Below are 24664 nucleotides of genomic sequence, written 5' to 3'. Positions count from 1 at the left end.
AATTATAGGTTAATGAAACATCAAGCCACTCTTATCTGAAAGGGCGACTGGTTTTATCTGTGGGCTTAGTGATAATGCAACGGCTGTTTTTTTCTTTATCGAGGGCGCTATAGCCTATGTGGTACGAAGGTTTTCTCGGCTTGTCGCCCTGGTCACTGGTGGCAGTCACCCTGCTGATGACCCACATCACGATTATCGGCGTGACGGTCTATCTGCATCGTTATTCAGCCCATCGCTCGCTTGAGCTCAATGCCGGCCTGAAACATTTCTTCCGCTTCTGGCTGTGGCTGACCACGGCGCAGAACACCCGCGAGTGGACCGCCATCCACCGCAAGCATCACGCCAAATGCGAAACCGTCGATGACCCGCACAGTCCGGTCATCAAGGGCTTGTCCACCGTTCTGCGCAAAGGTGCCGAGCTGTACCGAGCCGAAGCGGAAAACCCCGAGACCCTGCGCATCTACGGCAAGAATTGCCCCGAAGACTGGATCGAACGCAACCTCTACAGCCGTTACCCGCTGTTGGGCGTGGCGATCATGGCCGTCATCGACCTGCTGCTGTTCGGCACCATCGGCATCACCATCTGGGCTATCCAGATGATGTGGATCCCGGTCTGGGCCGCCGGTGTGGTCAATGGCCTGGGCCATGCCGTCGGCTACCGCAACTTCGAATGCCGCGATGCGGCGACCAATCTGGTGCCCTGGGGCATCCTGATCGGCGGTGAAGAACTGCATAACAACCATCACACCTATCCTAATTCGGCAAAACTGTCGGTGAAGAAGTGGGAATTCGACCTCGGCTGGGCCTGGATCCAGGTCTTCAGTTTCCTGCGCCTGGCCAAGGTTCAACGAGTTGCGCCGATTGCCCACCGGGTCGAAGGCAAAGGCAACCTGGACATGGACACCGCCATGGCCATCCTCAACAACCGCTTCCAGATCATGGCCCAGTACCGCAAATTGGTGATCGCGCCGCTGGTCAAACAAGAGCTGGAAAAGGTCGATCACTCGGTCCGTCACCAATTCCACAGGGCCAAACGCCTGCTCTCGCGGGAAACCAGCCTGCTCGATGACAAACACCACCTGCGCATCCAGACCATGCTCGAGCACAGTCAGGCGCTGAAGGTAATTTACGAGAAACGACTGGCCTTGCAGCAGATCTGGGTCAAGACCAGCTCAAATGGTCACGACATGCTGGCGGCCATCAAGGATTGGGTACACGAAGCCGAAGCCAGCGGAATTCAGTCCCTGCGCGACTTCGCCGACCAATTGAAGACCTATTCCCTGCGCCCTGCAGCTACCGCCTGACACCGTTGATCGGTGCGCCCCGTTCGAGGGCGCACCCTTCGGAACTTAGCTCCAAATCCCCTATCTCAAAGACACTTCGCCACTACGGCGGGCTTTGTTGTGGCCGCTGTCGAACACGCGGCACGTCCTTGAGATTTGTGTCGATGGTCAATAAGAACCTGCAAGACTCATCCCTACCCCAGTGGCCGGAAGCCGCGCAAACCCTGATGGCGCTGATGCATGCCCAAGGCGAAGTCGCGCGCCTGAGCGAACGCGAACAGCTGTTCAGCTCGCTGCTGGTGAGCGTTAACGCGGTACTTTGGGCGTTCAACTGGGAAACCCGCCAGGTGCTCTACGTGAGCCCTGCCTATGAACGGATTTTCGGTCGGCCCGCCGGCCTGTTGCTGGCCGACGCCAACCAGTGGCGCGACAGCATTTACCCCGACGATCTGGAGTACGCCGAGCGCAGCCTCGCCGAAGTGCTGGTCAAAGGCGCCGTCGAAGACCGTGAGTACCGCATCATTACCGCCGACGGCCAGGTGCGCTGGCTCAGCGACAAGTGCTTCATCAACCGGCAAGCCGAACCGGGTCAACCGGTGATCATCGTCGGCATTGCCGAAGACATCACCGACAAGAAGCAGATGGAAAGCGAGTTGCATCGCCTGGCTACCACCGACGTCCTGACCCAGAGCAGCAACCGCCGGCACTTCTTCGACTGCGCCCACCTTGAATTCGAACAGGCAAGAAAAAAAGGCACGCCGTTGGCGTTTCTGTTGCTGGACATCGATGACTTCAAATTGATCAACGACACCTACGGCCATCCGGAAGGCGACAACGTGCTGCAACGGATCGCCGAGTGCGGGCAAGCGGCTTTACGGCGCGGCGATGTGTTCGGACGCATTGGTGGTGAGGAGTTTGCGGCGGTGTTCCCCGGTTGCGCACCGGACATGGCCATGCAAGTGGCCGAGCGCCTGCAACGGGAGATTCAGCGGTTGAGCTTCAGCCATGACGACCAGACGTTCGGCATCACTGTCAGCCAGGGATTGACCAGCCTGACGGCCGAAGATTTAAACCTGGATAGCCTGTTCGCCCGCGCGGACGCGGCGATGTATGAAGCGAAGCGCCAGGGCAAGAACCGGATCATCTCCGGCTGACAACCCCAACACAGATCCCTGTAGGAGCCGGCTTGCCGGCGATGGGGCCATAACATTCAACATTGATGTTGGCTGTGATATCGCCATCGCCGGCAAGCCGGCTCCTACAAGGGTTTTGCGTCGGACTTATTTTTTGCGCAAACGCATCAATTCCGGCAAGCCAATCTTGAGCAACCGCGCCGTCCGGCTCTTGGCCAGTTCCTCAATGCCCTCATGCTCATTCAATCGCGCCAACTGCGCCGCCATGTTCATTACCAGCGCTTCGCGCGAGTAAACCCCGCCACCGAGCTGGTAGACCGCTGCAATCAGCTCTCGCAGCTCCAGAGGCAGGCGCCAGCGCGTACGCAGCGCCGAACCATAGGCCGCACCGAACTCGGCCAGTGCATCACCGACTTCCTCCCATTCATCCAGCTCTCCACCGGACTGCTTCCATTCCTGCAAACACCGCAGCAACGCAAGGTCACCCAAGCGATGCAGCATGCCGGCGCAGTAGCAGCGCTCCTGATCCAGATCCAGCAAGCGCGCCAATGTCCGGGCGTATTCAGCGGTGTGCAGCGAGAGGTTCCAGTAACGCTCGGCATAATCCGCCAGCAGCGGATCGCTGAGCCGCGCACTGCGCTTGAGCGCCAACCCCAAAATCAAATTCATGCTCTGCCCAGTGCCCAGCCGATGCAGCGCCTGGGACAGGGTTTGTACCGCAGCGCCGTGATGCTGGGCTGCACTGTTGGCGGCGGCGATCAGGACGGCAGTGATCTGTGGATCAACGCGGATTTCATCTTCGAGCAACTTCAGGTCAAGACCGTTGGGATTAAGGCTGCGCTTGACCGCCAGTTCCACGTCGGTCATCAGCGGCGCACCGTCGGTAAACTCACGACGACACTCCAGGTACGCCAACAAACTCATGCCCGGCGCCAACGCCGGCACCTCACACGACACCTGTTCCCCGGCGTTCAGCAGCAGATCCTGCAGACGGTGGGTCAGGCTTTCCATGTTCAGGGGTTTGGTCAGGTACGCCGTGGGCGCCAGGGGCAAGGCTTCGCGCACGCTGGCACTGTCGTTGCGGGCGCTCATCAGAATAAAAGGCAACGGCGGATTGCGTTTGCGCTGGCGGACATTGCGCAAGACATTCAAACCATCGACACCGGGCAATTCCCAGTCGACGATCACCAGGTCATACGGATTTTCCGCCAGCAGCTCCAACGCCTGCTGACCATCGGCACATAGATCCAGCCGCGCGTCACAGCGCACTTTCAACAGCACCTGCTTGAGCAAGTCGCGGGACCAGGGGTCAGCTTCGGCAATCAGCACACGCGGTACGGCGGGCAAAACTACAGCGGTCATCTGCATACTCCATTTGCACTGCTTGCACCTTAGTCAATGCGGGCCATTTGAAAAAGTGCGGCAGGTTCTGCAGTCACGAAAAAACCCGCCGAAGCGGGTTTTTTGTCGATCAGGTCACACTCGGTGATCAGAGCTCGGCGAAGCACTCTTCGATGATCGCCAGGCCTTTGTCCAGTTGCTCGTCCGGCGAGGTCAGCGGTACCAGGACGCGCAGAACGTTGCCGTAGGTGCCGCAGGACAGCAGGATCAGGCCTTTTTCACGAGCCTTGGCCACGACGGCAGCGACCGCTGGAGCGTTTGGCTTGTGGCTGTCGCCATCAACGAACAGCTCGACCGCGATCATCGCGCCCAGGGCACGGACTTCGCCGATTACCGGGTACTTGGCCTGGATGGCCTTGAGGCCAGTGACCAGACGCTCGCCGACTGCCTTGCAGCGGTCCAGCAGGTGCTCTTCTTCGAACACTTCCATCACGGCCAGGGCCGCGGCGCAAGCGATCGGGCTACCGGCGTAGGTGCCGCCCAGGCCACCTGGAGCGATGGCGTCCATGTATTCGGCCTTGCCGCACACACCGGCCAGCGGGAAACCGCCAGCGATGGATTTGGCGAAGGTAGTCAGGTCGGCGGCAACACCCATCTGTTCCATGGCGAAGAAGGTGCCGGTACGGCCGGCGCCAGTCTGCACTTCGTCAGCGATCAGCAGGATGCCGTGCTGGTCGCACAGGGCACGCAGGCGCTTCATGAACTCTTTAGGCGCGACGTAGAAACCGCCTTCGCCCTGAACCGGCTCGATGATGATGGCAGCGATGTCACGCGGCTCGGCGTCGTTCTTGAAGATGCGTTCGATGCTGGCGATCGAATCGTCGATGCTCACACCGTGCAGTTCGTTCGGGTACAGCGCGCGGAAGATGCCGCCTGGCATCAGGCCCATGCCGGCCGAGTAAGGCACGACTTTACCGGTCAGGCCCAGGGTCATCATGGTGCGACCGTGGTAAGCGCCGGTGAACGCGATCACGCCGGCACGGCCAGTGGCGGCACGGGCGATCTTGATGGAGTTTTCAACGGCTTCGGAACCGGTGGTCACCAGCAGGGTTTTCTTGGCGAAATCACCTGGCACCTTGGCGTTGATTTTTTCGCACACTTCTACGTACGGCTCGTAGGCCAGTACCTGGAAGCAGGTGTGGGTCAGCTTGTTCAGCTGCTCGGTCACGGCGGCGATGATTTTCGGGTGCACGTGGCCGGTGTTCAGCACGGCGATACCGCCGGCGAAGTCGATGAACTCGCGACCTTCAACGTCGGTCACGGTGGCGTTCTTCGCGGACTCGGCGAAGATCGGGTGAATCTGGCCAACACCGCGTGGTACAGCGGCTTCGCGGCGTTTCATCAGGGAAGCGTTAGTCTTGCTCATAAAGTCCTCATTCACCGCTCATCGGGCGGCGTGGTTCAAGGAAAATGCGGCGGGGAGGCAACTGAGGCAGCATGCGATGATCGACTGCCACAGCGTTCCCGGCCACAGAGAAAATTCCGGTTGAAGCACGCAAAGGGTCAGCGCTCTCGTGCCCTTTGCGTTTGAAGCAATGCCTTGCCGGGCTTATGCCCTCGAGCTTAGATGCCCAGGCAGAGGTATTTGATTTCCAGGTAATCTTCGATGCCGTACTTGGAGCCTTCACGGCCCAGGCCCGACGCCTTGATGCCGCCGAACGGCGCGACTTCGTTGGAGATCAACCCGGTGTTGACGCCAACCATGCCGTATTCCAGGGCTTCCGCCACACGGAACACACGACCCAGGTCGCGAGCATAGAAGTACGAGGCCAGACCGAATTCGGTGTCGTTGGACATCGCGATCACGTCGGCTTCGTCTTTGAAGCGGAACAGCGGCGCCAATGGACCGAAGGTTTCTTCCTTGGCCACGGCTGCGTTGTTCGGCACGTTGGTCAGGATGGTCGGCTCGAAGAAGTTGCCTTCCATCGACTTGCCGCCAGCCAGAACAGTTGCGCCTTTGGAAATGGCGTCAGCGATGTGCTCTTGCACCTTGGCCACGGCTTTTTCGTCGATCAGCGGGCCAGTGGTGGTGCCCACTTCCAGACCGTTGCCGATCTTGAGTTTGGCCACAGCCACTTTCAGTTTTTCAGCGAACGCATCGTAGACCGAATCCTGAATGTACAGGCGGTTGGCGCAGACGCAGGTCTGGCCGTTGTTGCGGTACTTGGAGATGATCGCGCCTTCGACGGCCTTATCCAGGTCCGCGTCGTCGAACACGATGAACGGCGCGTTACCGCCCAGTTCCAGGGACACTTTCTTGATGTCCTTGGCGCATTCAGCCATCAACTGACGACCGATTTCGGTCGAGCCAGTGAAGGACAGTTTGCGAACGATCGGGTTGCTGGTCAGCTCGCTGCCGATGTCGCCGGCGCTGCCGGAAACAACGCTGAACACGCCCGCAGGAATGCCGGCACGCTGAGCCAGTTCAGCCAGAGCGAACGCAGAAAACGGAGTTTGCGAAGCAGGCTTGAGCACCATGGTGCAACCGGCGGCCAGGGCCGGGCCGGCTTTACGGGTGATCATCGCAGCCGGGAAGTTCCACGGAGTAATTGCCGCGGTCACGCCGATTGGCTGCTTGATCACGATCAGGCGCTTGTCTGGCTGGTGGCCCGGAATCACGTCACCGTAGACGCGCTTGGCTTCTTCGGCGAACCACTCGATAAAGGAAGCGGCGTAAACGATTTCGCCCTTGGCTTCGGCCAATGGCTTGCCCTGCTCCAGCGTCATCAGGCGAGCCAGGTCGTCCTGGTTCTCGATGATCAACTCGAACCAGCGACGCAGCTTGTTGGCGCGGTCCTTGGCGGTCAGTGCACGCCAGGCCGGCAGCGCTTTGTCAGCAGCTTCGATCGCACGGCGGGTTTCGGCAGCGCCCATTTTCGGCACGGTGCCCAGAATTTCGCCCGTTGCCGGGTTGTTGACCTTGATCGTCTGACCATTGTCCGCATCAACCCAAGCGCCATCGATGAAGGCTTGCTGGCGGAACAACTGGGTGTCTTTAAGCTGCATGTCGGCTTTCCTTAACAGCACCGCGGCACGCGCGGAGCAAATTATGATTGTAGAAAGGCGCCTCAAAGGCTGCCGTCAGGGAAATCATTCACCGGGCTGAAGCACATAAATAGCGCACGGAATGAACTCGTGCGGTTCAGCACCCAGACAAGAGCGTTTGAAATCTCAAACGAATCCTAGGATCAAAGGGGGTAAAGGACAATAGGCTGTTCGAAAAAAAGAACGAAAACGCCGCATTTGCTCAATTTTTCTGATCAACGTAGCAAACGCAGGTTACGCTTTGAAAAAGCGCAGTCGATTCAGCAGCATGGACGCCCGCAGTGCATATGAGTATCATGGCGCCCGCTTGCACCAGTAGCTCAGCTGGATAGAGTACTGCCCTCCGAAGGCAGGGGTCGTGGGTTCGAATCCCGCCTGGTGCACCATACTAGTAGTCAAGATCTGTCTCAGACAGTCTACGAAACACCCCAAGAAGCCCGCCCCGTGCGGGCTTTCTTGTTTCTGGCCATCCATCCCTGTCTGCCCCTATAACTTCACGCCGCGTATGCACACATGCATGCTTTGAGATTCATTGAATCCGGAGGCATACACGCAGTACTGAAATCAAACGCCGCCCACTGGCCGACACTACTCTTGCAGGCTTAGGGCCAGAGAGTGCGACGTATCGGGAGCAGGACGGCAATGGCTTGTATTTTCGGATCAAGGCAAATGGGCAGAAGTCGTGGGAGTTGCGCTACAAAAAACCAGACGGGAAATGGTCCTGGCTGGGCCTAGGTGGTTACCCCGAAATCAGTGGCTCGCTAGCCAGGCAGAAGGCGGCTCAACTGCGAGATGATGCATCGAATGGTAAAAATCCTTTAGCCAGTAAGCAGGCTCGTAAGATTGCTGACCAGGTGGCTGCCAACAACACTTTCGAAGCATTAGGGCGTGAATGGTTTGAGGCTCGGCGCTCAAGCTGGGAAGCCGGCACGTCCCGTCAAATCCTTTGCGCCCTGGAGCTTCACGTGTTTCCCGTTTTCGGCAAACGCATCTACACAGAAATACTGCCCCTTGAATGGATGGAGTTTCTGCGCGGCATGGAGCAAAAAGGGATCATTGACTCACCATCAGTGCGATCAAGGCAGAAATGGGGCTAATCGAGCATAAGCTGAAAAAACGGTGATGAAGATAAGCGGAGGCTCGCGAAAGCTTCCGGTGCATTCAAATTCGACAGGCAACTCCGTCCAAGCGCAGACGCTCAATGGTGTTTTGACGTCCGTTGGAGAAAGAAGAGCCCCGAAGGGGGGAACACGCACGGCCCATCGTGTGTCCTTCGACCAGCGACGTCTATGGTGCCAGGCGCCATATTGGTTGCTTAAACGGTCTAGGTGCGTCTTTCATATTCAATGACAATCTTGCGACTCTCACTGAATCCTACTCGACGTATTCGCAAAATATTTCGTAAGCTCTGGCCTGGGTCAAGCTGACCTGCGTGCTCCCGGTTCAATCCTATCCAGTCAGTATGGGGTACGCAATTCTTTTTTCTTTAATACCATTCCAAGATCTGCTGTTTTGTTCCAACCAAAAAACCATGTCCTATTACTTACGTCACCAAGCAGTTGATTGGCACGATCATTTAAGTTTTTTTCTGAAACATGCCTCAGTACGAGCTTGGCAATATTCTGTTTCTCTGAGGTTGACGCGTACGGACATGACAGCAGATCAAAAAATAAGAATACGTTTTCGGCTTCGTCCGCCCAATTTTTTAGTGCAAACCGATCTGTGGAAAAATTGACTGCAGCGCGTACCATATTCTGCAGAGCTGGAACACCCCCCACGTATGATATAAGAAAAACCAACTGAAAATAATCAAAATTATCTTTTAGCGTGACTTTATTATCAACATCTAATTCAAAATCAAATATTTGCGATAACAGCTTTGAGTCGAATATATAATTATCACCAAGGCTCCGAAGCACGATCAATAGATTCATAACTTCTATTTTATGCTCAGGGAAATCCGAGTTCGCCTGTTGAATTATTAGTCGAGACTCGTCGACAATTTTTCTCACAAGAGAATCTTGGAGGTCCGCCGGAAGAGACTTCATTATTTTTGATATCATGAGTATTATCTCTGACATCTGATATGTCTGTCTTACTCGCAACGTCATAGAATAATAGAAAAATACGATATCTATAACGGCTGTCAGAAAAAAATAAAGATCATTATCAGGCTTGGCTTTTTCAGACTTTAATTTCTTCCCCACCATTCGGGATAGAAACTTCTTGAACATCCCTAAAAAGTAGTTAGCGGTTGCGTCATAAGATCCAGTTTCACCTATCGATCTTTTTACAGCAGCAATTGTTTGCACAACTGCCGCCGTGACATTATCGATCTCTTTAAGGTAAATTACCGTGGACGATTTACCTGTTTCTTCAGATGCCTCCGACTTTATCTCGACATATTTATTAAAAAATGCGGCTACGTTTAGAGAAATGCTATGCCGAGAAATCGATGTATTGGTGATATAGGGTCGAACTTGGTCAGAAGTTTTTGCATGATTTACAGCTAGTTTATATTCTAGAAGCGCGTCGGGAATAAGTTTCTTTAATGCATCCTGAACGCCAACTTGATTCGTATAAATAAAATAATCATCAACATATCTTCGTATCGTGTAGTCAACATCCAATCGTAAATTCAGTTGAGTACATCTGCTTACTATCTCCAAATCGATTCGCTGGAGAATAATTTCCGCAAAAATCCGGGATACTTCCGGCCCAATTATAATCCCAGCTGTCTCGCCATGATTTGCGTTCTGAATAAGCTTGTCAAAACTATTTTCAAATGAGCTTTGCGTCTTATTTCTCTTTGCGTGGCTCTTACTTTTCACTGCCCAAGCTATCGTGTGGGTATAAATCCTATTAAAGCAATCAGAAATATCCATTTTTGTTAGCTGTTTGAACTTTTTTTCCAGCCTCAAGAATTCTAATGAGTCGTAAAATCTAAAAAGAAAAGGGAATTTCTTATACGCGAAGTATGATGTACCTGTATTTGGGATTGCCTCAAATCCATCCGTCTCCATTTGTATATCCTTGCTCGCAGCATTGCCGCTTGAACGAGCACGTTCCACGTAATAGCTGGCAATTGATGCAGGTGCCCTAAGCGAGAAGGGACTTCGCTGACATAGTCCTACGATTAAATGATCATACTGAGAGTAAAAAACTCCCGTTTCGAGTTGTTGGGCGGGATGCATGATTGCAAGTCCGCGAGACTCGAAGGAGTTCTTTCGTATTTTGTATTTGTATGGAATAGTCGGCTGACTTTTAAAAATATCCAACCCATGCACATTTTTAAGCTTATCAATCAACTTATCTTTAGCAGCAAGATATAGACCTTCATTTGAAAACAGCATCGGTACTTCGTAAGGAAGAGTTTCGGTCAGCAGCGCCCGATATTCGTCATTCTTCCTGATTCGAACCTTGTTATTAATAGGCTTATACATGCGCCCAAACTCGCTTGATTTCTAGAAGATGATCAGGTTTAAAAGGTCTCACTATTTTTTGCTGAAAGCCTTGCATGAGTGATATTTTCAAAAGCTCTCGGCGCTGATGCACTGGTAGCAGGGAGTGAAGTTTCCGACCCAACGAGCCGCTTTTGCTACATAGTGCCTTCTGCAGGAAGTTATCGATCCCATTAAGATCACAATGACGTTCCTTATCAATCAGCAAATGATTAAAATGCACACCCGCATACAGTTTGCCTCTCGCAGAGTCTTTGCCTATGTTATAGTTGCTTGCTAAAAATGTAAGTCGTGACTTAAGCAAAAGAAAATCTTCCGTTTTGCAAAAATCAAATAGCGCGAGCATTATTCTTGTTTTTATTTTCTTTATTTTCTTTGCTGCAATCCCAACCTGCAACTTTGTTGGCCTGTCCTTGTTTGTGCACAGAAAATTAAATTCGTACCCTAAGTACGTGACACTACTCCCTCCATCACTGGTCCTTATAGGCCCCTTATGAGCGTGATATAGAGAAAGGCTTTTGTCAGGGTGGAATGACAGCCCTTCAGGTAAGTCTATTTTTTTTGCGACATCACCTGGATCTTCACAAAACAGCATGAAAATATCATCGACATATCTAGTGTAAAAATAGCACCCAGTCAAAGTACGACAAGACTTATCAAACTCTCTCATATACAACTCAGATAACGTGGAGCTCAGCGAAATCCCCCTCGGCAACCCAGGATACTTAGAAAGCTCTTTGTTAGAGAAAACCTTTTCGAGAATTTTCTTCGACTCAAATGACAGTCTATGATCTTTATATGCAAGCTCTAGTGCTCTTGCTCGCGGTATAGATTCGAAAAACTTGGTGACATCTAGTTTTTGCAACCAAAACTCACCACCTTCAGCCAATAAAACCTTGATCTGAGGGAGTATGCTATTCCTGTCAGTTGTCTTTATATTAAAGACGCGTTTAATGTTATCATTCAGCTTCCGGAGCGCAAATTCATCAGTTATGTTTTGCGGCGATACAACTTCGCCGTGCGCCATTTTTTTTCTTCTAAAGTCTGAGAATGTATATGTTGATTTTGCTATTGACTCCTCAACGGCAACCAACTTCGCTCGATAATCATCGCCTCCGCCCCCCATATCAAATCTAAAAATATCTTGCCTTGTTAGAAGTCGCATGAAATTTTTAGAAGAAAAATGTTGGTTTAACATGCCAAGCTCCATGCTGTGTACTAACTTCCCGATGGTTTCTATCACGCTTAACAGCGGATCAAAGAAAACGTCGAGACAGGGATATCGAGATATGGCTATGAAAGCTTCCGACCTTTTTGATAATGACATACCGAGGCAATAGATATCTACGCGTTAAACTCAAATTGAAATAAATTCAACCTGTCGGTGGTCCGGACAAGTGAGCATGGGCCGCGGGATTGTCCTACATCTCGCAGCTAATCAGCCCTCTTGATCTCTATCCAAGGGTGCGTGGTCAATGTCGTATAGATAAAGCCTTCATTCCTGCGCTTGCCGTCTGCACCGTCATAGACAATTGAAACATCCCCCGTTGTTTCCTGCCGTGTGATGAATTTCACCGGTATTGACACAGGTCGTTTGAGGTCGATTATTGCGAACTTTATCTCACTGACTGCACCAATAGGTGGAGCAATGGCTATCTCAACTGCGTGCGCTACCGACCTTGCGACCCCGATCTCAATACTTGTTTCCGCATGGAACTCAAGGCCACGATTGGAACTGACTGAGGGCCCGCCACCAAAAACGAAATTCGCCCGAAAGGTGCGCTCTGTTTCCTCCAACTGCAGTTTTAGCGACTCCCGCTGTGCATCGATCTGCTGGATGGCAGCCACCGCCATGATCGATTGCTGCTCCACAGAATTTCTGAGTTCTGCGGCCTGTAATTTAAGCGCTTCGGTGCCCTGCCGCAGTTCATCGCCCTGCTGGAGGAAACCGAGGACCAGCCAAAGGAACGCGACCGGGCCGAAAGCACCGGATAGGAAGTCGCCAACCTCATTCAACGGCATGATCATTAGTGTGCCGGCGCGGCTCGACGCCACCGCCGCCAGCGCGACCAAGTAAACGGCGGTAACGACTCCACCGATCAATCCCAAGCGCTTACGCATGTAACCTCTAGTCAGCCGTTCACTTTCACAAATTGTCGAACCTTAGCTTTGCATGCCACTAAATTTTCCTTCATTGCCTTATCAGCGCGATGCATATCATTCATGTCCGACCTTTCCACCGCCCGTCTGAATGTAGTATCCACGACCTCTAGTTTTCCCAGATCTGCTGGATCAATTACAGGCGTGATACCGGTGGGATTGTCAATGAACATAACCACCTGGGTTTCCCTGCCTTTTACTACCCGGAATCCATAGCGTTTATAGATGGGCACCATTGCTATGTCACAAGACAGCCCTATAGCTGGGGAAATTTCCAAAATCACCTGCATCATATCGTTCATGATGCCTTGTCGACGGAATTGCTTCTGCACAGCGGTGTAATAGATATTGCACTCCTGCACATCGGTTTGGACCAAACCGAACAGCAAGAAACCCACTATCCTGCCATCATCGGTTGAGGCTGTGAGCAACTCAATCTGGGGAAGGTCGTGTCGTGTGATGTATGTCCGAACCTCTTCCACTAGCATGGTTTTGTAGCCGTCAAAGAGAGGGTGAGTTCTAGGCGGACTTGACATACTCAACGCGGTGACGTTCTCCCCTACCAAATCAAGGACAGCGCTGCACGTGGAGGGCTCCACAGGTGTGGTATGACGGGTGATGGTATACATACAATCCTTTGTGGTGTTCATCTCGAAGCCATGAGGCTATTGTTTTGCTATCACCCTGTCCACCCCCCCAAGTATCTTCGCTATTTACGTTTGGATGGTTCGTGGCTTGCAGGAGGAGGTTAAGGAATCGCACCAGCCGCACCAATAACTCGGCATTAGGATGGTGAGACACTACTGCCAGGGAATTATCAGTGAACACAGGCCTTTGTAAGGGCGGCCTCAACCACCAGCCATTCTGAAGCCGCTGCATTAATCCCGTAGAGATCAAATTCACATGATCGGAACGGTTCCCAAGACGGTCGGGCGTTGGCCATAGACCTTAAGATCAGACGCTAACGAATACCCTTGCGAATGGAATGTCGTTGCAATCGCCCGAGGCGATCCCAGTCTCTACTTCGAACTAGCGTAGGAGAAAGAACGTCCGCCTCTGGCCGATTGCTACCTTCGGCTCACCCAAATTTTTAAACGCCGCTGTAACACCTATTTGGCTTGTAACACCCTACGCAAGTGGAAGACTAACCGCGTGTAACACTAATAAATCTCAGCAAATTCAATAAGTTAATCTACTTCGTAACACTCGCAACACCTGTCACACGTCTTTTCGAGCCCCACACCCCATCGGTAATAGCTCCGCCAGCGAAACAATACTGGCTTGAATCGACGAATGCAGATTTCAAATACTGGGGCTCCGAACGCCCGGAGACTGGAAGGTTGCCGTCTGCCAATAGCCTGTACCGACATCGCCAGGGCCCCTGGGATGTTTACGGGGTCGGAAACCCGCAGGATCGTGTTAGCGGAAAGGTTCACAGCCTAGTGAACCTGGTGAACAGCAGCTCTACTGTGCATTTTCCCTATCGTGTGGGAGGTTATTGACTACTTTTACCGATGCGGTAACGATGTCCTTTTCTCTTCAAGAACCTTTCAATTTCAATGTTGAAATTTCAGTAAGCTGGTTGAACTGCGGCTAACGAAATGCCGCGGGTTTCCGACCCCGTGTGCGCCCGAAAACGTCAGGGGCCCACGCTGATTCTGCGCTCCCAAAACCCAATGTGGGACTAGCCGGCAATGCAACGATCTAGGTATGGTTCCATCCCGTCAAAATAAGCAGGGATGCACTGTGTTCTGGAAGAAAGACAAATCGATTCGCCTCGAGTTAGTAACCCCCATTACCCTCGTAGCTCAAAATCCTCTCGTGTATCCGCCGAACAAAACTGCTCCCAAGCAAACACCCAAGCTGAAGAAATCCGAAGCCAACACTGACCTGGCATTTAAGCTCATCAATTACGCCGGCATTGGCCTCCAAGCAGCACTCGTGGTGTATGGCTACTCCCTTCTGGTTGGCTACTACAATGGCTTTGGTATCGATACCAACGAAATTGCATTGAGTACTCCTAACCTGCTTCTTTATGGATACATAAGCCTGTTCTCTGGCGCGCTGACGGCAGCCAACTACGTCCCAATCATCGGCCCAGGTATTCTTGCCTTTTGCTTCGTCGCTGTTGCGGCGGCTTTTGTAGCGCTGGTGGTCAAGAATGCGAAAGTAGATACCGTTATCGGCCTAGCGTGCTGGATTGGTTTCCTGATTTTCATGGCCTTTTTTGCCCCCGCGATGGGTGTCCAACAGGGCGTAAAGATGAGCAAGGCTGATATGAAGGGCTTTACTCCTCAGGAGCTCAGTAGGGGTTTGGACAAGCAACACTCTCTCATCACTGATAAGGGCACGAAACTGACAGGGACTCTCATCTTGGCTGACGGCAAAAGCACATTTCTTCTGTCAGAAAGAACCGTGTACAAGGTAGACAGTGGCAGCGGTCGTGTACTGCGGGAGACCCTACTGTCTGCTAAGACTGACCCGACTCCATCATCAAAGCATGAGAGTCGGAAAAGTGAGAGTACAGAGGACGTTCAATGAGCTATTCCGCTGAAACCTTCAATGTGATGATCGCGTCTCCTGGTGATGTTGCTTCCGAACGAGCAATTGTTCGTGACGTCGTCTATGAGTGGAATGCGGTCAACTCCAGTGCTAGGAAGATTGTGCTACTACCTATCGGATGGGAGTCGCATTCATCTCCTGAAATGGGTGCCCCGCCCCAAGCCATTATCAACAAGCAGATCGTTGAAAATTGCGACCTTCTTATAGGGGTATTCTGGACGAGAATCGGCACCGCAACTGATGGCTATGCGAGCGGCACCGTCGAGGAACTGGAAAGGCATATCGAATCGGGGAAGCCCGCAATGCTTTATTTTTCCTCTCAGCCTGTAGCCATCGACATGGTCGACTTGGAACAGGTAGCAAGCGTTAAAAAATTCAAAGCTGATTGCCAGCAAAGGGGTTTGTACGAAAGCTACGACAGTCACGCTGACTTTAGGACGAAGCTCTACCGCCATCTGCAATTGAAGGTGAATCAACACCCCATATTTAACAAACCTCAAAGCCAGCCCATTACAGAAATCGTTGAGTCCAAAACCAACATTCCTGAGCTGAGTGTGGAAGCGAGAGTCTTGCTGAAGGAAGCGAGTCAGGATATGCATGGAATCATCATGTACATCCGTCACCTGAACGGCACCAATGTGCAGACAAATGGAAAAAATTTCATTGGTAGTCGGGACCGGCGAGAGATTGCAAAGTGGGAGCATGCCCTTGATGAATTGCGCACGAAAGGATTGATCGTTGCACGAGGTGCGAGTGGGGAGATGCACGAGCTAACAAATTTTGGCTTTCAGATTGCTGACATGATCGAGCTGTAATCCCTGATCAAGCTAATGCGAGCCTCACATACCGCCTTAGGGAGGCTCGAAGCAGGCAGCGTCGAGCTCGTTAGCAAACGTCACCGTGTATATCTAACAGGAACAGTGCATAAAAAACCCTTATAAAACAGGCCCATAGCATTCAGTCCAAACGACACTTGGATGTAGAAACGAGAAAGCCTCAGGCTATAGGGTCTGGGGCTTTTTTGTGGGTGTTGTCTCAGGGTGCACGGCTCGATAATCAGTTGTTCGGTCAAGCCGAACTACTGAGTCTGCAAAATCTCTTCGGTTTAAAACCGAGCCCTCTGCAGATCTTCAGCCACACCCCATCAGACCGGTGTATATCAAACCATGTTTAGATAGTCGGTCGCGGGACTAAATCCATCTTGAATAGGCTTGGCTCCGGTGCCTGAAGAGGCAGTTGTCAACTTAAAGTTGACAACTGTGGCAGACGCCAAGAGTGGTGCCCAACACTTGGGTGAAGTAATAGTTTGCGAGATAGCGGTTCTGCTCGTGGATTCAGCTAGGACAGACACGGATCAATCAATAATTTAAGCAAAATGACTGATCGAAAGGGAGCCGCTCAACACCCCCCCCTGAGCAGTATCAGCGCCGAAGCGAATCCACCGACAGGGGCCGTGTTGCAGGTGATTACAAGGAATGAAAATTTCTCATCAACTACTGGTTGGTTCGAGGCAACCGTCAAGGAAAACTTGACAGTTCAAGTCGAGGGTTCGCGCAAGATGGTGACCTCGGGGCAACGCGGGCATTCAGGCAGCCCGCGTTATCGTTTACGACCATCGTCGGAACGCCGCCCGGAGCCGGCTCGCCCCCACAATTATCCCGTACCCATTTTTGTGGCCGGCGCCTAAGCGTCACTGGTTCGGTTTTGCTGCCTGGCGAAAATCGCCGCCATCTCTGGCTCATCTAGATGATCCAGCGCTCGTTCCACCAACAAATGCACGCCATCGGCCATGCGGCTGAGTGCCAGGGCTTTGGAGCGGCTTGAACCGTCTACGTTGTCGGCGAGGTCAGCGGCGATGGCGCTGATCGACAGCAGGTCTTCCGAGGCATTGGCGAGCAGGGTTTCGGTGTTGATGTTGGGACTGACGGTGAAGAGCAAGCCTTTGCGTTCAGGTTGTTCTGGTTCAGATCCTGGTGGATCGGGGACTATTTTGGACATGTCTTAGCTCTCTTGGATGAGGCTGCGACTATTTCGCTACTAAACGAAAGGGAGGCAGCTGTGCGCAGGTTAGTAGACCGATGAGCTAAGAAATCGGCGCGCCCGAGGACGCCCTACGCACAGCCACCATCAAATACAGGACAGAGTCCAGACTGATGAGCGTCTTGTACGACTTAGCAACGACGGGCTACTAAACCCGGTCACTGACAACCAGTGACACGAATCAAACTACCGACCCGCTCCCAAGCGCACAAGCCGGCGGATTCTGGCGTAGCCGTAGGTAATGGCGCAAGAATTTGTAGCTTGCAGGAAGTAAACCAAAGCCCTTTTAAACAAGCCCAAAATCACTGGGCTGTGGGGCTTTTTCTGTAGGGGTGAGCCGGCTCCGGGCGGCGTTCCGACGATGGGCGTTAATAATGACGCAAGCAACCTGAATGCCCGCGTTGTCTGGGAGAACATCGCGAGCAGGCTCGCTCCTACAGGGAGATCATTTCACCAGAGAAGATCACTCAGTCGTCCAGTCAAACTCGTCGTAATCATCGTCTTCGTCGTCCTCAAACTCTTCTTCATCAAGGACGTCCTCCTCCAGAGCTTCTTCTGCCTGTTTCGCCAGAAGAAACTCCTTACGACTCTCGGTCACTGCTCGCCGCAGTTCCTCGCCCTTGACCGGGCAGTTGAGCATTTGGGCGATGCGGTCGATTTTCTTTGCCACGGCATCCTCCAACGCATCGGCTATAGGCCGATAGTGCGCGCTTTCGGGGGTGGATGCCAAATCGCAGAGCTCCTGACTTCTCAGTTTTTCTTCAATTCCTTAAGCCGGGCCGCGAGATTTTCCTTGGGAAAGCGTTTGTGCAATGTCGCCAACAATTCATCCGCCTCACGTGCCTGACCGGCGTTCTGCAGGCGAACCACTTCACGCAATTGCTCATCCAGGGTTTTCACCGGCGCAGCTACGCGTTTGCTGACTTTTGCTTCCTCGGCCATTTCGACACTGATGGATTCGCTCTGCGCGGGGGCGGCAAAATCGGCCATCGGCGCGGCGGGGGCAGCCAGCGAGCGCGCAACTGACGACGGCGCTTGTACTGCCTCTTTTTTGGCCACCGGGGCGGATGCTTTGGGGGCGAAGTCGTAACTCGGTACTTGCTCCGGCGTGCGTTGCACCAACGCCAGCATCAGCGCGACACCGACAAGGCTGGCAAACGCCACCTGCCAACGAGGCTTCTGGCAAGCCTGAACCCAGCGTTGCCACAGATTTGGTTTCGGCGCGGGGACTTCACGCTGTGCGGCAGCCAGGATGAACGCATCAAGATGGCTCGGCGGCTCGGCGGTCGAATGCTCGCGGAAATGCTGAAGCATTTCATCGTCTGGTGTTTTACGGGCGTCAGTCATGTCAGTACCTCCTCGGCCAGCAGCCGACGCAGTTTTTGCTGGGCGTAGCGCAAGCGGCTCTTGACGGTTTCCAGCGGTGTTTCGGTGAGGGTGGCGATCTGCGGCAGGTCGAGATCGCCGTGGGCGCGCAGCAGGAACACTTCGCGCTGGTCGGTGGGCAAGGTTTGCAGGGCAGACTCAAGGCGCTGGTTGTCGCGGCTCAGGCTCAGCAGTTGTTCGGGATCGGCGGCGTCATCGACCAGGGCGTGGGTTTGTTCGTCATAGCGGTCATGCAAGGGGTTGTGGATTCCGTGTTTGCGCCAGTGATCGATCAGGCGATTGCGGGCGATCTGGTAAAGCCAGGTACGAAAATTCGCCCGGCCTTGTGGCTGACTGGTGCTGCGGATCAGGCTCAGCCAGGTGTCCTGGTAGACCTCTTCGGCGAGTTCGGATTTGCCGCTGAGGCCTAGCAGGAAACGATAAAGGCCTTGCCGGTGACGGGCGTACAGAATCTCGAACGCCGGCCCGTCCCCTTTTCGGTAACGGGCCAGCAGTGATTCGTCGCTCGGTTCAAGAGCAGACATGTCAGTTGTAGCCTCCTTTAACCGGTTCGCTGTTGGATGCAGTGGTGGTTCGCAGGCTCTGCGCCAGTTCCACCAATTGCACGAACTCAGAACGCAGACCGAATGGATCATCACCCCGCGCACCGCGAGCCAACGCCTGCGTGTCCTTCAAGCTGAAATCACCCGTATAACGCCCGTCCTTGAGCTGCTGGGAAAACGCCGCCACGGCCGCCGCAAATCTAAGGTCGTCACTGGCCTTGCCTTCCGAACCAGCGGCAATCGGCCGTTCGATCAAGCGACTGCTCCCACCTTCCGGCAGCTGATAACGCACACGCAGCATCGCCAATTCTCCAGACTTTACCGAGACGGCTGACTCAGCGTTGCCATACCGCAATGGCTCCAACCAGCCCTTCTCACCCTTCGGAACAATTTCGTACAACGCCGTGACCGTATGCCCTGCACCGATTTCACCGGCATCGACTTTATCGTTGCTGAAATCCTCACGCTTCAACGCGCGATTCTCATAGCCCAGCAACCGATACTCGCTGACCTGCGCCGGGTTGAACTCCACTTGCAGCTTCACGTTCTTCGCCACCACCGCGAGGGTCGAACCGAGCTGATCCACCAGCACTTTGCGCGCCTCGCGCAGGTTGTCGATGTACGCATAGTTGCCATCGCCGGCATCGGCCAGTTGTTCCATCAGGTGTTCATTGTAGTTATCCACACCAAAACCCAGGGTGGTCAGGGAAACGCCGGTCTTGCGTTTATCCACAGCCATTTGCTTGAGGCTGTCGAAGTCGCTGATACCGACGTTGAAGTCGCCGTCGGTGGCCAGCAGGATGCGGTTGATGCCTTTGGGGATGAACGCTTGCTGCGCCATTTGATAGGCCAGCTCGATGCCCGACGCCCCGGCGGTGGAGCCGCCCGCCGTCAATTGATCGATGGCTGTACGAATTTTCGCTTTTTCCCGTCCGGAAGTTGGCTCCAGCACCACACGCGAATCGCCGGCGTAGACCACCAGCGACACCCGGTCCTGCGCGCGCAATTGATCGACCAGCAATTTCAGCGTGCTTTTGACCAGCGGCAGCCCCTCGCGACGGTCCATCGAACCGGACACGTCCACCAGAAATACCAGATTCGCCGGGGCCAGTTCAGCCACCGCACGGTCCGATGCCTTGATGCCAATGCGCAGCAAGTGGGTGTGCGGGTTCCACGGCGACGGCGCCAGTTCAGTGGTCACACCGAACGGCGAGCCATCAGTGGGCAACGCGTAGTCGTAGGGGAAGTAATTGACCATCTCCTCCAGGCGCACCGCACCTTCTGGTGGCAGTCGGCCTTGATTGAGCAGGCGGCGGACATTGGCATAAGCGCCGGTGTCGACGTCGGCGCTGAAGGTCGAGACCGGCGCCTCGGCGACGCTGTGAATCGGGTTATCCGCCAGCGCCTGATACTGCTCGCGCTGCTCATCCTGATATCCCGGCGGCGCAGATTCAGGCGCAAAACTCGCCATCGGTGCCGGACTCACACTGCGTTTGGCCAAGGTCGCATCGGCCATGATCGCCTCACTGCGCACCAGCTCATGTTGTGCAGGAGGCGCAACTGAAGGGGATTCAGGCTTGGACGAAACACCACAACCGGCAACGGCCAGCAGCAACCCGACGGTGAAACCCTGGGCGGCCGGGCGGAGGAAATGCAGAGGGAGGGACATGGGGGCTGACCTCAGGAGGAAATTGATCCATTCATCCTCTGAGACGGGCAGCCTCACTGGTTCGGGTTAAACCCGCTGAAAAAAACTTCAGCGGTGATAACGCCGCACCACGCTGCTGTTTTTCAGCACATGGCCTTTGATTTTTTCCAGCAACTGCGCGCGGGTCAGACCGGCCGGTAAGGCGTCCGGGGCGAGGTCCAGGGCGTAGAGCTGGATGATGTAGTGGTGGGAGCTGTCGCCGACCGGCGGGCAAGGACCGATGTAGCCGATGGTGCCTTTGCTGTTGCTGCCGCCCACGCCTTCAAACGCAGACTTGGCGCCAACACCGGCCGGAATCTGGCGGGTCGCGGATTTGATGCCGTAATGAATCCAGTGGTCGGAACCCAAGCCTTTCTGACCGTCCGGGTCGTGCATGACGATGGCGTAACTCTGGGTGCCCGCAGGGCCAGCGGTCCAGCTCAGGGCCGGGGACTGGTTCTTGCCGCCACAACCGGCCGCATCGCTGGCCGCCGCCGAAGTGAACAGGCGGTTGTCGGTGACACCGGGAATGCTGACGGTGAAGCGTTCTGCGGCCTGCGCCGGAAACTGCACGCAAAGGGCGACGGCAACGGCCGCCAGCCAAGGGTTCAGAGAGGTCAATCGGGTCATACCGGAGCACCTTGTGCGGGTGGGGCCGTGGTCGGCGTGCAAACTATAGCCGGACCGTTCACGCGGTGGCAGCAGGAATTGGCTGAACCTCGGGATAAGCGCCAAACTCTTAAGTGAAACGCTTGCCTGGAGAACGATCATGGCACTGCACCGCGTCGCCCGTTTTGCCGATGTGTCCGAAAACCGAGGCCTGGAAGTCCGGATTGGCGACACCAAGATCGTCTTGCTGCGGGTCGGCGCCCAATTGCGCGCCTATCAGGGTGAATGCCCGCACGCCGGGGCGCCGCTGGCCGAAGGTGCGCTGTGTCACGGTCGTCTGATTTGCCCGTGGCACAAGGCCGCTTACCGGATCGAGGACGGCGCGCTCTGTGAACCGCCGTCGCTGGACAGCCTCAAGCGCTATCCCCTGGAGGTGCGCGACGACGAAGTCTGGGTCGACGATCAGCCGCTGGACGATGCTCACACCCCGCCGGCCGATGACGAACGTACGTTTGTGATCATCGGTGCCGGCGCCGCTGGCACGGCGGGGGCGGCGGCGCTGCGCGAAAAGGGTTTCGGCGGCCGTGTGCTGCTGATCGACCGCGAGCCTGGCGCCGGTTACGACCGTACGGTGTTGAGCAAATTCGTGATCGCCGGGGAAATGCCGCCGGAAGAAGTCCCGCCACTGCGCGATGAAAACTTCTATCGCGAGCAACGCATCGATCGCATAAACGGTGAAGTGGCGAGCCTGGATGCACAAAACCGGACGGTGCAGCTCAAGGACGGCCAGACATTGACCTATGACGCCGCGCTGATCGCCACGGGCGGCACACCGAACGCTCTCGACATTCCCGGCGCCGACCTGCCGCAGGTGTTCTTGCTGCGCTCGAAAGACCAGGCACAACGGATTCTGAACGCCGCCAAACCTGGCCAGCGGGCAGTGATCATCGGCGACAGTTTTATCGCGATGGAGTCCGCTGCGGCGCTACGCGAATACGGTCTGGACGTCACCGTCCTGGCCCGCCACCCGGTGCCCTTCGCCAAACAGTTCGGCGAAACGGTCGGCAAAGCGATTCTTGCCCACCACGTGGCCCACGGCGTGGTGTTTCATACGGAGGGCGAAGCCGCGCAGATCGAAGGCACGAACAAGGTCGAAGCGGTGCGCCTGGATAACGGTCAGCGCTTTCCGGCAGATTTGGTATTGGTTGGTATTGGCGTCAGCCCGGCCACCGGGCCGTTCAAGGATTTGCCTACGGAAAAGGATCAGTCACTGAAGGTCGACGGCGGAATGCGCGTGACCGAAGGGCTTTGGGCGGCCGGCGATATCGCGACCTTCCCGCTCAACGGCCAACCGCAACGGATCGAGCATTGGCGCCTGGCGCAACAACAGGCACGAATCGCAGCGATGAACATGCTGGGCGGTGATGAGCATTACCTGGATGTGCCGTACTTCTGGACCTGGCACTTCGGCAAGAACTACGACTACCTCGGTCACGCCGAAGCCTGGGACGAAGTCGAGTTCAAGGGTGATCCGTACCATCCACCCTTTATCGGCCTGTTCGGCAAGAATGGTGTCGTAACCGCCGCCATCGCCTGCGATGAAGAGCGGGCGATGGCAATGCTGGCCGAGCAGATGAAGCAGCCGCTGCCGGTTGACGAGGCATGGCGGCTGATTCGGGACGTCTAGGCGTTACTGAACAACGCTTGCACCACCGAGTTTGCTCATCACAAAGCCGACAAACTCTTCGAGGGTCATTTTCTGGCCGTTGAACTCCACCTGGTTGTTGGCGTAGTGCAGTTTGCTGACGATGTTAGTGCCGTCCAGCGTGGCGAACTGCGTACCGACTGCCATGGCGCCGAACATGTCGGCGGTGGCCGTGGCTTGATCGGCAACGACCTTGACGTCAGCCTGGCCGTCGATCTGGCTCTGGACGCTGAGCAAATCAACCAGCATCGGTTTGGACACCTGGATATTGACGTCCAGCAGGGCAATCAACTGTTTGATCAGTTGATCCGGCGTCAGGTCCAAAGATTGTGGCTTGGTCAGGTCGAGTACCAGGTTGGCGCGACTTTCACCGTTGGCGGTGGTGAACGACAGGTTTTCCAGAGCCACTTGCGGGCCGGCTGCCAGCAGTTTCTCCAGACCGGTTTTCACCTGAGCCTCTTCTTCCGGGGTCAAGACCAGTTCGGGGGCCGGTTCGCCAGCTGCAACCGCTTCGGCGGCGGCCTTCTCGTACGGTTGCAGTTTGGTCTGGTAGATCTGCATCAACGACATCGTGGATGGAATGTCGAGGTTCTTCAGGCTCATGGCCATCTGTGCGGAGCCGACCGTCTTGCCGTTCAGGGACACTTCCCCGATCTTGTAATCGGCACGCCCGGAAGCGCTGGTGCCCGACTCTTCGGTCTGGTTCTTCATTTCAAATTTCTTGATGCCCAACACCGACTGCTGCGCGCCAAAGGTGGTCTTGCTGTCGGTCAGCTCGACGGTGTTCTCGCCGGTGTAAAAGCCGTAGGTGCTTTTGACGAGATTGCTGGCCAGGGTCAGGCCGTTCAATTCGACTTTCACCGGTGTCTGGTCTTCAGCCACGGTGGTCAGTGTGAAGTTGTCCATGTAGCCGTTGGCTTTGACTTTCTGCGCCTGGGCGTTGGCGGCGACCTCGAGGTTCAGGCCGGAAAATTTCAGGTGGGACTTGTCGTCCAGCGCGACATCCAGCGGCAGCAGTTCGAGGGTGCCGTTGGTGGCGTTGTCATAGCCGATGTTGACCACGCCGGTGAGCGGCGATTTGTCCTTGGCAGCGGCGAACCACTTCTCGGTTACCGGGGTCTTTTCCAGTTCGTAGTGACTGGTAGCCATGACCGGCAGCAATTTCAGCGACATCAGGCGCGAGAGCGGCAGCGGACCGTGTTCGATGCGGTCGGTGAAAAGCAGTTCGACCGGTGCTTCGCCGAACATCTCGCCCTGGCCCTTGAGGCGGTAGTGCGCGGTGCTGCTGAATACGTGGCGCTCAAGCGATACCAGTTCCAGCGACGCGGTGCCGTTGGAACCAACCAGCGCGGCTTGCAGCTCTTTGTTGGCGTCGGCGATCGAGGTGTTCAGCACCCCTTCGAGTTTGGTGCCGGTGAACCAGGCACCGCCGGCGCTGATTGCACCGATGGCCACGACGATTCCAAGAAGCACGCCTGCTGATTTATTCATGAATGACCCGTTCAATGTCCGTTGTTTGAGGTGTGGTCGTCTTCCCTGAACCCATTTCGGGTTGCGGTCACGACTGCGCGAAAAGTGCGATGGAGATTAGCATCAGGCGCACCGGGCGGCCCAATGTTTAAAGGTTAAAGAGTGTCTATGGACCGCGCG

General features: G+C 54.9%; 19 protein-coding genes, 1 tRNA gene and 1 pseudogene. 7 read left to right on the top strand and 14 right to left on the bottom strand.

Going from position 1 to position 24664, the window contains the following annotated elements; all coding sequences use genetic code 11:
* Positions 1 to 116 precede the first annotated feature (116 nt).
* A complete protein-coding gene (gene desA, locus KGA82_RS24585; RefSeq protein ID WP_223452745.1) occupies positions 117 to 1304 on the top strand; it encodes a delta-9 fatty acid desaturase DesA in 1188 nt (395 codons plus the stop codon).
* 143 nt (positions 1305 to 1447) lie between these two features.
* A complete protein-coding gene (locus KGA82_RS24580) occupies positions 1448 to 2437 on the top strand; it encodes a GGDEF domain-containing protein (protein ID WP_008039684.1) in 990 nt (329 codons plus the stop codon).
* 126 nt (positions 2438 to 2563) lie between these two features.
* On the opposite strand, the gene KGA82_RS24575 is transcribed toward KGA82_RS24580, so the two are convergent.
* The 3 genes from KGA82_RS24575 to gabD form a co-directional block, all read right to left on the bottom strand.
* Positions 2564 to 3778: a response regulator gene (locus KGA82_RS24575; RefSeq protein ID WP_223452743.1), complete on the bottom strand. Its 1215-nt coding sequence runs from the start codon at positions 3776 to 3778 to the stop codon at positions 2564 to 2566.
* A gap of 127 nt (positions 3779 to 3905) precedes the next feature.
* Positions 3906 to 5183, bottom strand: coding sequence for a 4-aminobutyrate--2-oxoglutarate transaminase (gabT, locus tag KGA82_RS24570; RefSeq protein ID WP_008039680.1), 1278 nt, complete (start codon positions 5181 to 5183; stop codon positions 3906 to 3908).
* Positions 5184 to 5380: 197 nt separating this feature from the next.
* On the bottom strand, positions 5381 to 6823 hold the full coding sequence (gene gabD / locus KGA82_RS24565; RefSeq protein WP_008034642.1) for an NADP-dependent succinate-semialdehyde dehydrogenase: 1443 nt from the start codon (positions 6821 to 6823) through the stop codon (positions 5381 to 5383).
* A gap of 348 nt (positions 6824 to 7171) precedes the next feature.
* On the opposite strand from gabD, the gene KGA82_RS24560 reads away from it, so the two are divergent.
* Both KGA82_RS24560 and KGA82_RS24555 read left to right on the top strand, forming a co-directional pair.
* Positions 7172 to 7248, top strand: a tRNA-Arg gene (locus KGA82_RS24560).
* A gap of 150 nt (positions 7249 to 7398) precedes the next feature.
* A pseudogene (locus KGA82_RS24555) lies at positions 7399 to 7923 on the top strand (tyrosine-type recombinase/integrase); the annotation flags it as partial.
* 396 nt (positions 7924 to 8319) lie between these two features.
* Here the strand turns inward: KGA82_RS24555 and drt3b are convergent.
* The 4 genes from drt3b to KGA82_RS24535 form a co-directional block, all read right to left on the bottom strand.
* The gene (gene drt3b, locus KGA82_RS24550; protein WP_223452741.1) at positions 8320 to 10305 is read right to left on the bottom strand and encodes an antiviral reverse transcriptase Drt3b; all 1986 of its coding nucleotides are present in this window, start codon (positions 10303 to 10305) and stop codon (positions 8320 to 8322) included.
* Positions 10298 to 11521, bottom strand: coding sequence for an antiviral reverse transcriptase Drt3a (drt3a, locus tag KGA82_RS24545; RefSeq protein ID WP_223452739.1), 1224 nt, complete (start codon positions 11519 to 11521; stop codon positions 10298 to 10300). Before drt3a ends, drt3b begins: the two co-directional genes overlap by 8 nt.
* 236 nt (positions 11522 to 11757) lie before the next feature.
* Complete coding sequence (locus tag KGA82_RS24540) at positions 11758 to 12444, bottom strand: hypothetical protein (RefSeq protein WP_223452738.1); 687 nt, start codon at positions 12442 to 12444, stop codon at positions 11758 to 11760.
* Between the two features lie 11 nt (positions 12445 to 12455).
* Positions 12456 to 13112 carry a GNAT family N-acetyltransferase gene (locus tag KGA82_RS24535; RefSeq protein WP_223452736.1) on the bottom strand — a complete coding sequence of 219 codons (657 nt, stop codon included), beginning with the start codon at positions 13110 to 13112 and terminating at the stop codon, positions 12456 to 12458.
* 1081 nt (positions 13113 to 14193) lie between these two features.
* On the opposite strand from KGA82_RS24535, the gene KGA82_RS24530 reads away from it, so the two are divergent.
* The gene (locus KGA82_RS24530; RefSeq protein ID WP_223452734.1) at positions 14194 to 15024 is read left to right on the top strand and encodes a hypothetical protein; all 831 of its coding nucleotides are present in this window, start codon (positions 14194 to 14196) and stop codon (positions 15022 to 15024) included.
* Positions 15021 to 15860: a DUF4062 domain-containing protein gene (locus KGA82_RS24525; RefSeq protein WP_223452733.1), complete on the top strand. Its 840-nt coding sequence runs from the start codon at positions 15021 to 15023 to the stop codon at positions 15858 to 15860. The genes KGA82_RS24530 and KGA82_RS24525 overlap by 4 nt, the downstream gene beginning before the upstream one ends.
* An 868-nt stretch (positions 15861 to 16728) precedes the next feature.
* Here KGA82_RS24525 and KGA82_RS24520 read toward each other — a convergent pair.
* The 6 genes from KGA82_RS24520 to KGA82_RS24495 all read right to left on the bottom strand — a co-directional run bounded on the left by KGA82_RS24520 (position 16729) and on the right by KGA82_RS24495 (position 21330).
* Positions 16729 to 17043: a DUF6124 family protein gene (locus KGA82_RS24520; protein WP_223452732.1), complete on the bottom strand. Its 315-nt coding sequence runs from the start codon at positions 17041 to 17043 to the stop codon at positions 16729 to 16731.
* Positions 17044 to 17548: 505 nt separating this feature from the next.
* Entirely contained in the window at positions 17549 to 17815 is a 267-nt protein-coding gene (locus KGA82_RS24515) for a hypothetical protein (protein WP_008034655.1), read from the bottom strand.
* A gap of 20 nt (positions 17816 to 17835) precedes the next feature.
* Positions 17836 to 18432 carry a hypothetical protein gene (locus KGA82_RS24510; RefSeq protein WP_223452731.1) on the bottom strand — a complete coding sequence of 199 codons (597 nt, stop codon included), beginning with the start codon at positions 18430 to 18432 and terminating at the stop codon, positions 17836 to 17838.
* A complete protein-coding gene (locus tag KGA82_RS24505; protein ID WP_223452730.1) occupies positions 18429 to 18995 on the bottom strand; it encodes an RNA polymerase sigma factor in 567 nt (188 codons plus the stop codon). The genes KGA82_RS24510 and KGA82_RS24505 overlap by 4 nt, the downstream gene beginning before the upstream one ends.
* 1 nt (position 18996) lies before the next feature.
* A complete protein-coding gene (locus KGA82_RS24500; RefSeq protein ID WP_223452729.1) occupies positions 18997 to 20682 on the bottom strand; it encodes a vWA domain-containing protein in 1686 nt (561 codons plus the stop codon).
* An 87-nt stretch (positions 20683 to 20769) separates the two neighbouring features.
* Positions 20770 to 21330, bottom strand: coding sequence for a YbhB/YbcL family Raf kinase inhibitor-like protein (locus tag KGA82_RS24495; RefSeq protein WP_008034659.1), 561 nt, complete (start codon positions 21328 to 21330; stop codon positions 20770 to 20772).
* A gap of 139 nt (positions 21331 to 21469) precedes the next feature.
* Between KGA82_RS24495 and KGA82_RS24490 the strand changes: the two genes are divergently transcribed.
* The gene (locus tag KGA82_RS24490) at positions 21470 to 22996 is read left to right on the top strand and encodes an apoptosis inducing factor family protein (RefSeq protein WP_223452728.1); all 1527 of its coding nucleotides are present in this window, start codon (positions 21470 to 21472) and stop codon (positions 22994 to 22996) included.
* Positions 22997 to 22999: 3 nt separating this feature from the next.
* Here the strand turns inward: KGA82_RS24490 and KGA82_RS24485 are convergent, their stop codons facing one another.
* A complete protein-coding gene (locus tag KGA82_RS24485; protein ID WP_223452727.1) occupies positions 23000 to 24505 on the bottom strand; it encodes a YdgA family protein in 1506 nt (501 codons plus the stop codon).
* Positions 24506 to 24664: the final 159 nt, after the last annotated feature.

Source organism: Pseudomonas sp. BF-RE-22 (assembly GCF_019956155.1).
Taxonomy (GTDB): Bacteria; Pseudomonadota; Gammaproteobacteria; order Pseudomonadales; family Pseudomonadaceae; genus Aquipseudomonas; species Aquipseudomonas migulae.
The sequence above is the reverse complement of the archived record's forward strand: the minus strand, read 5'-3'. Positions and strand labels throughout refer to the sequence as shown.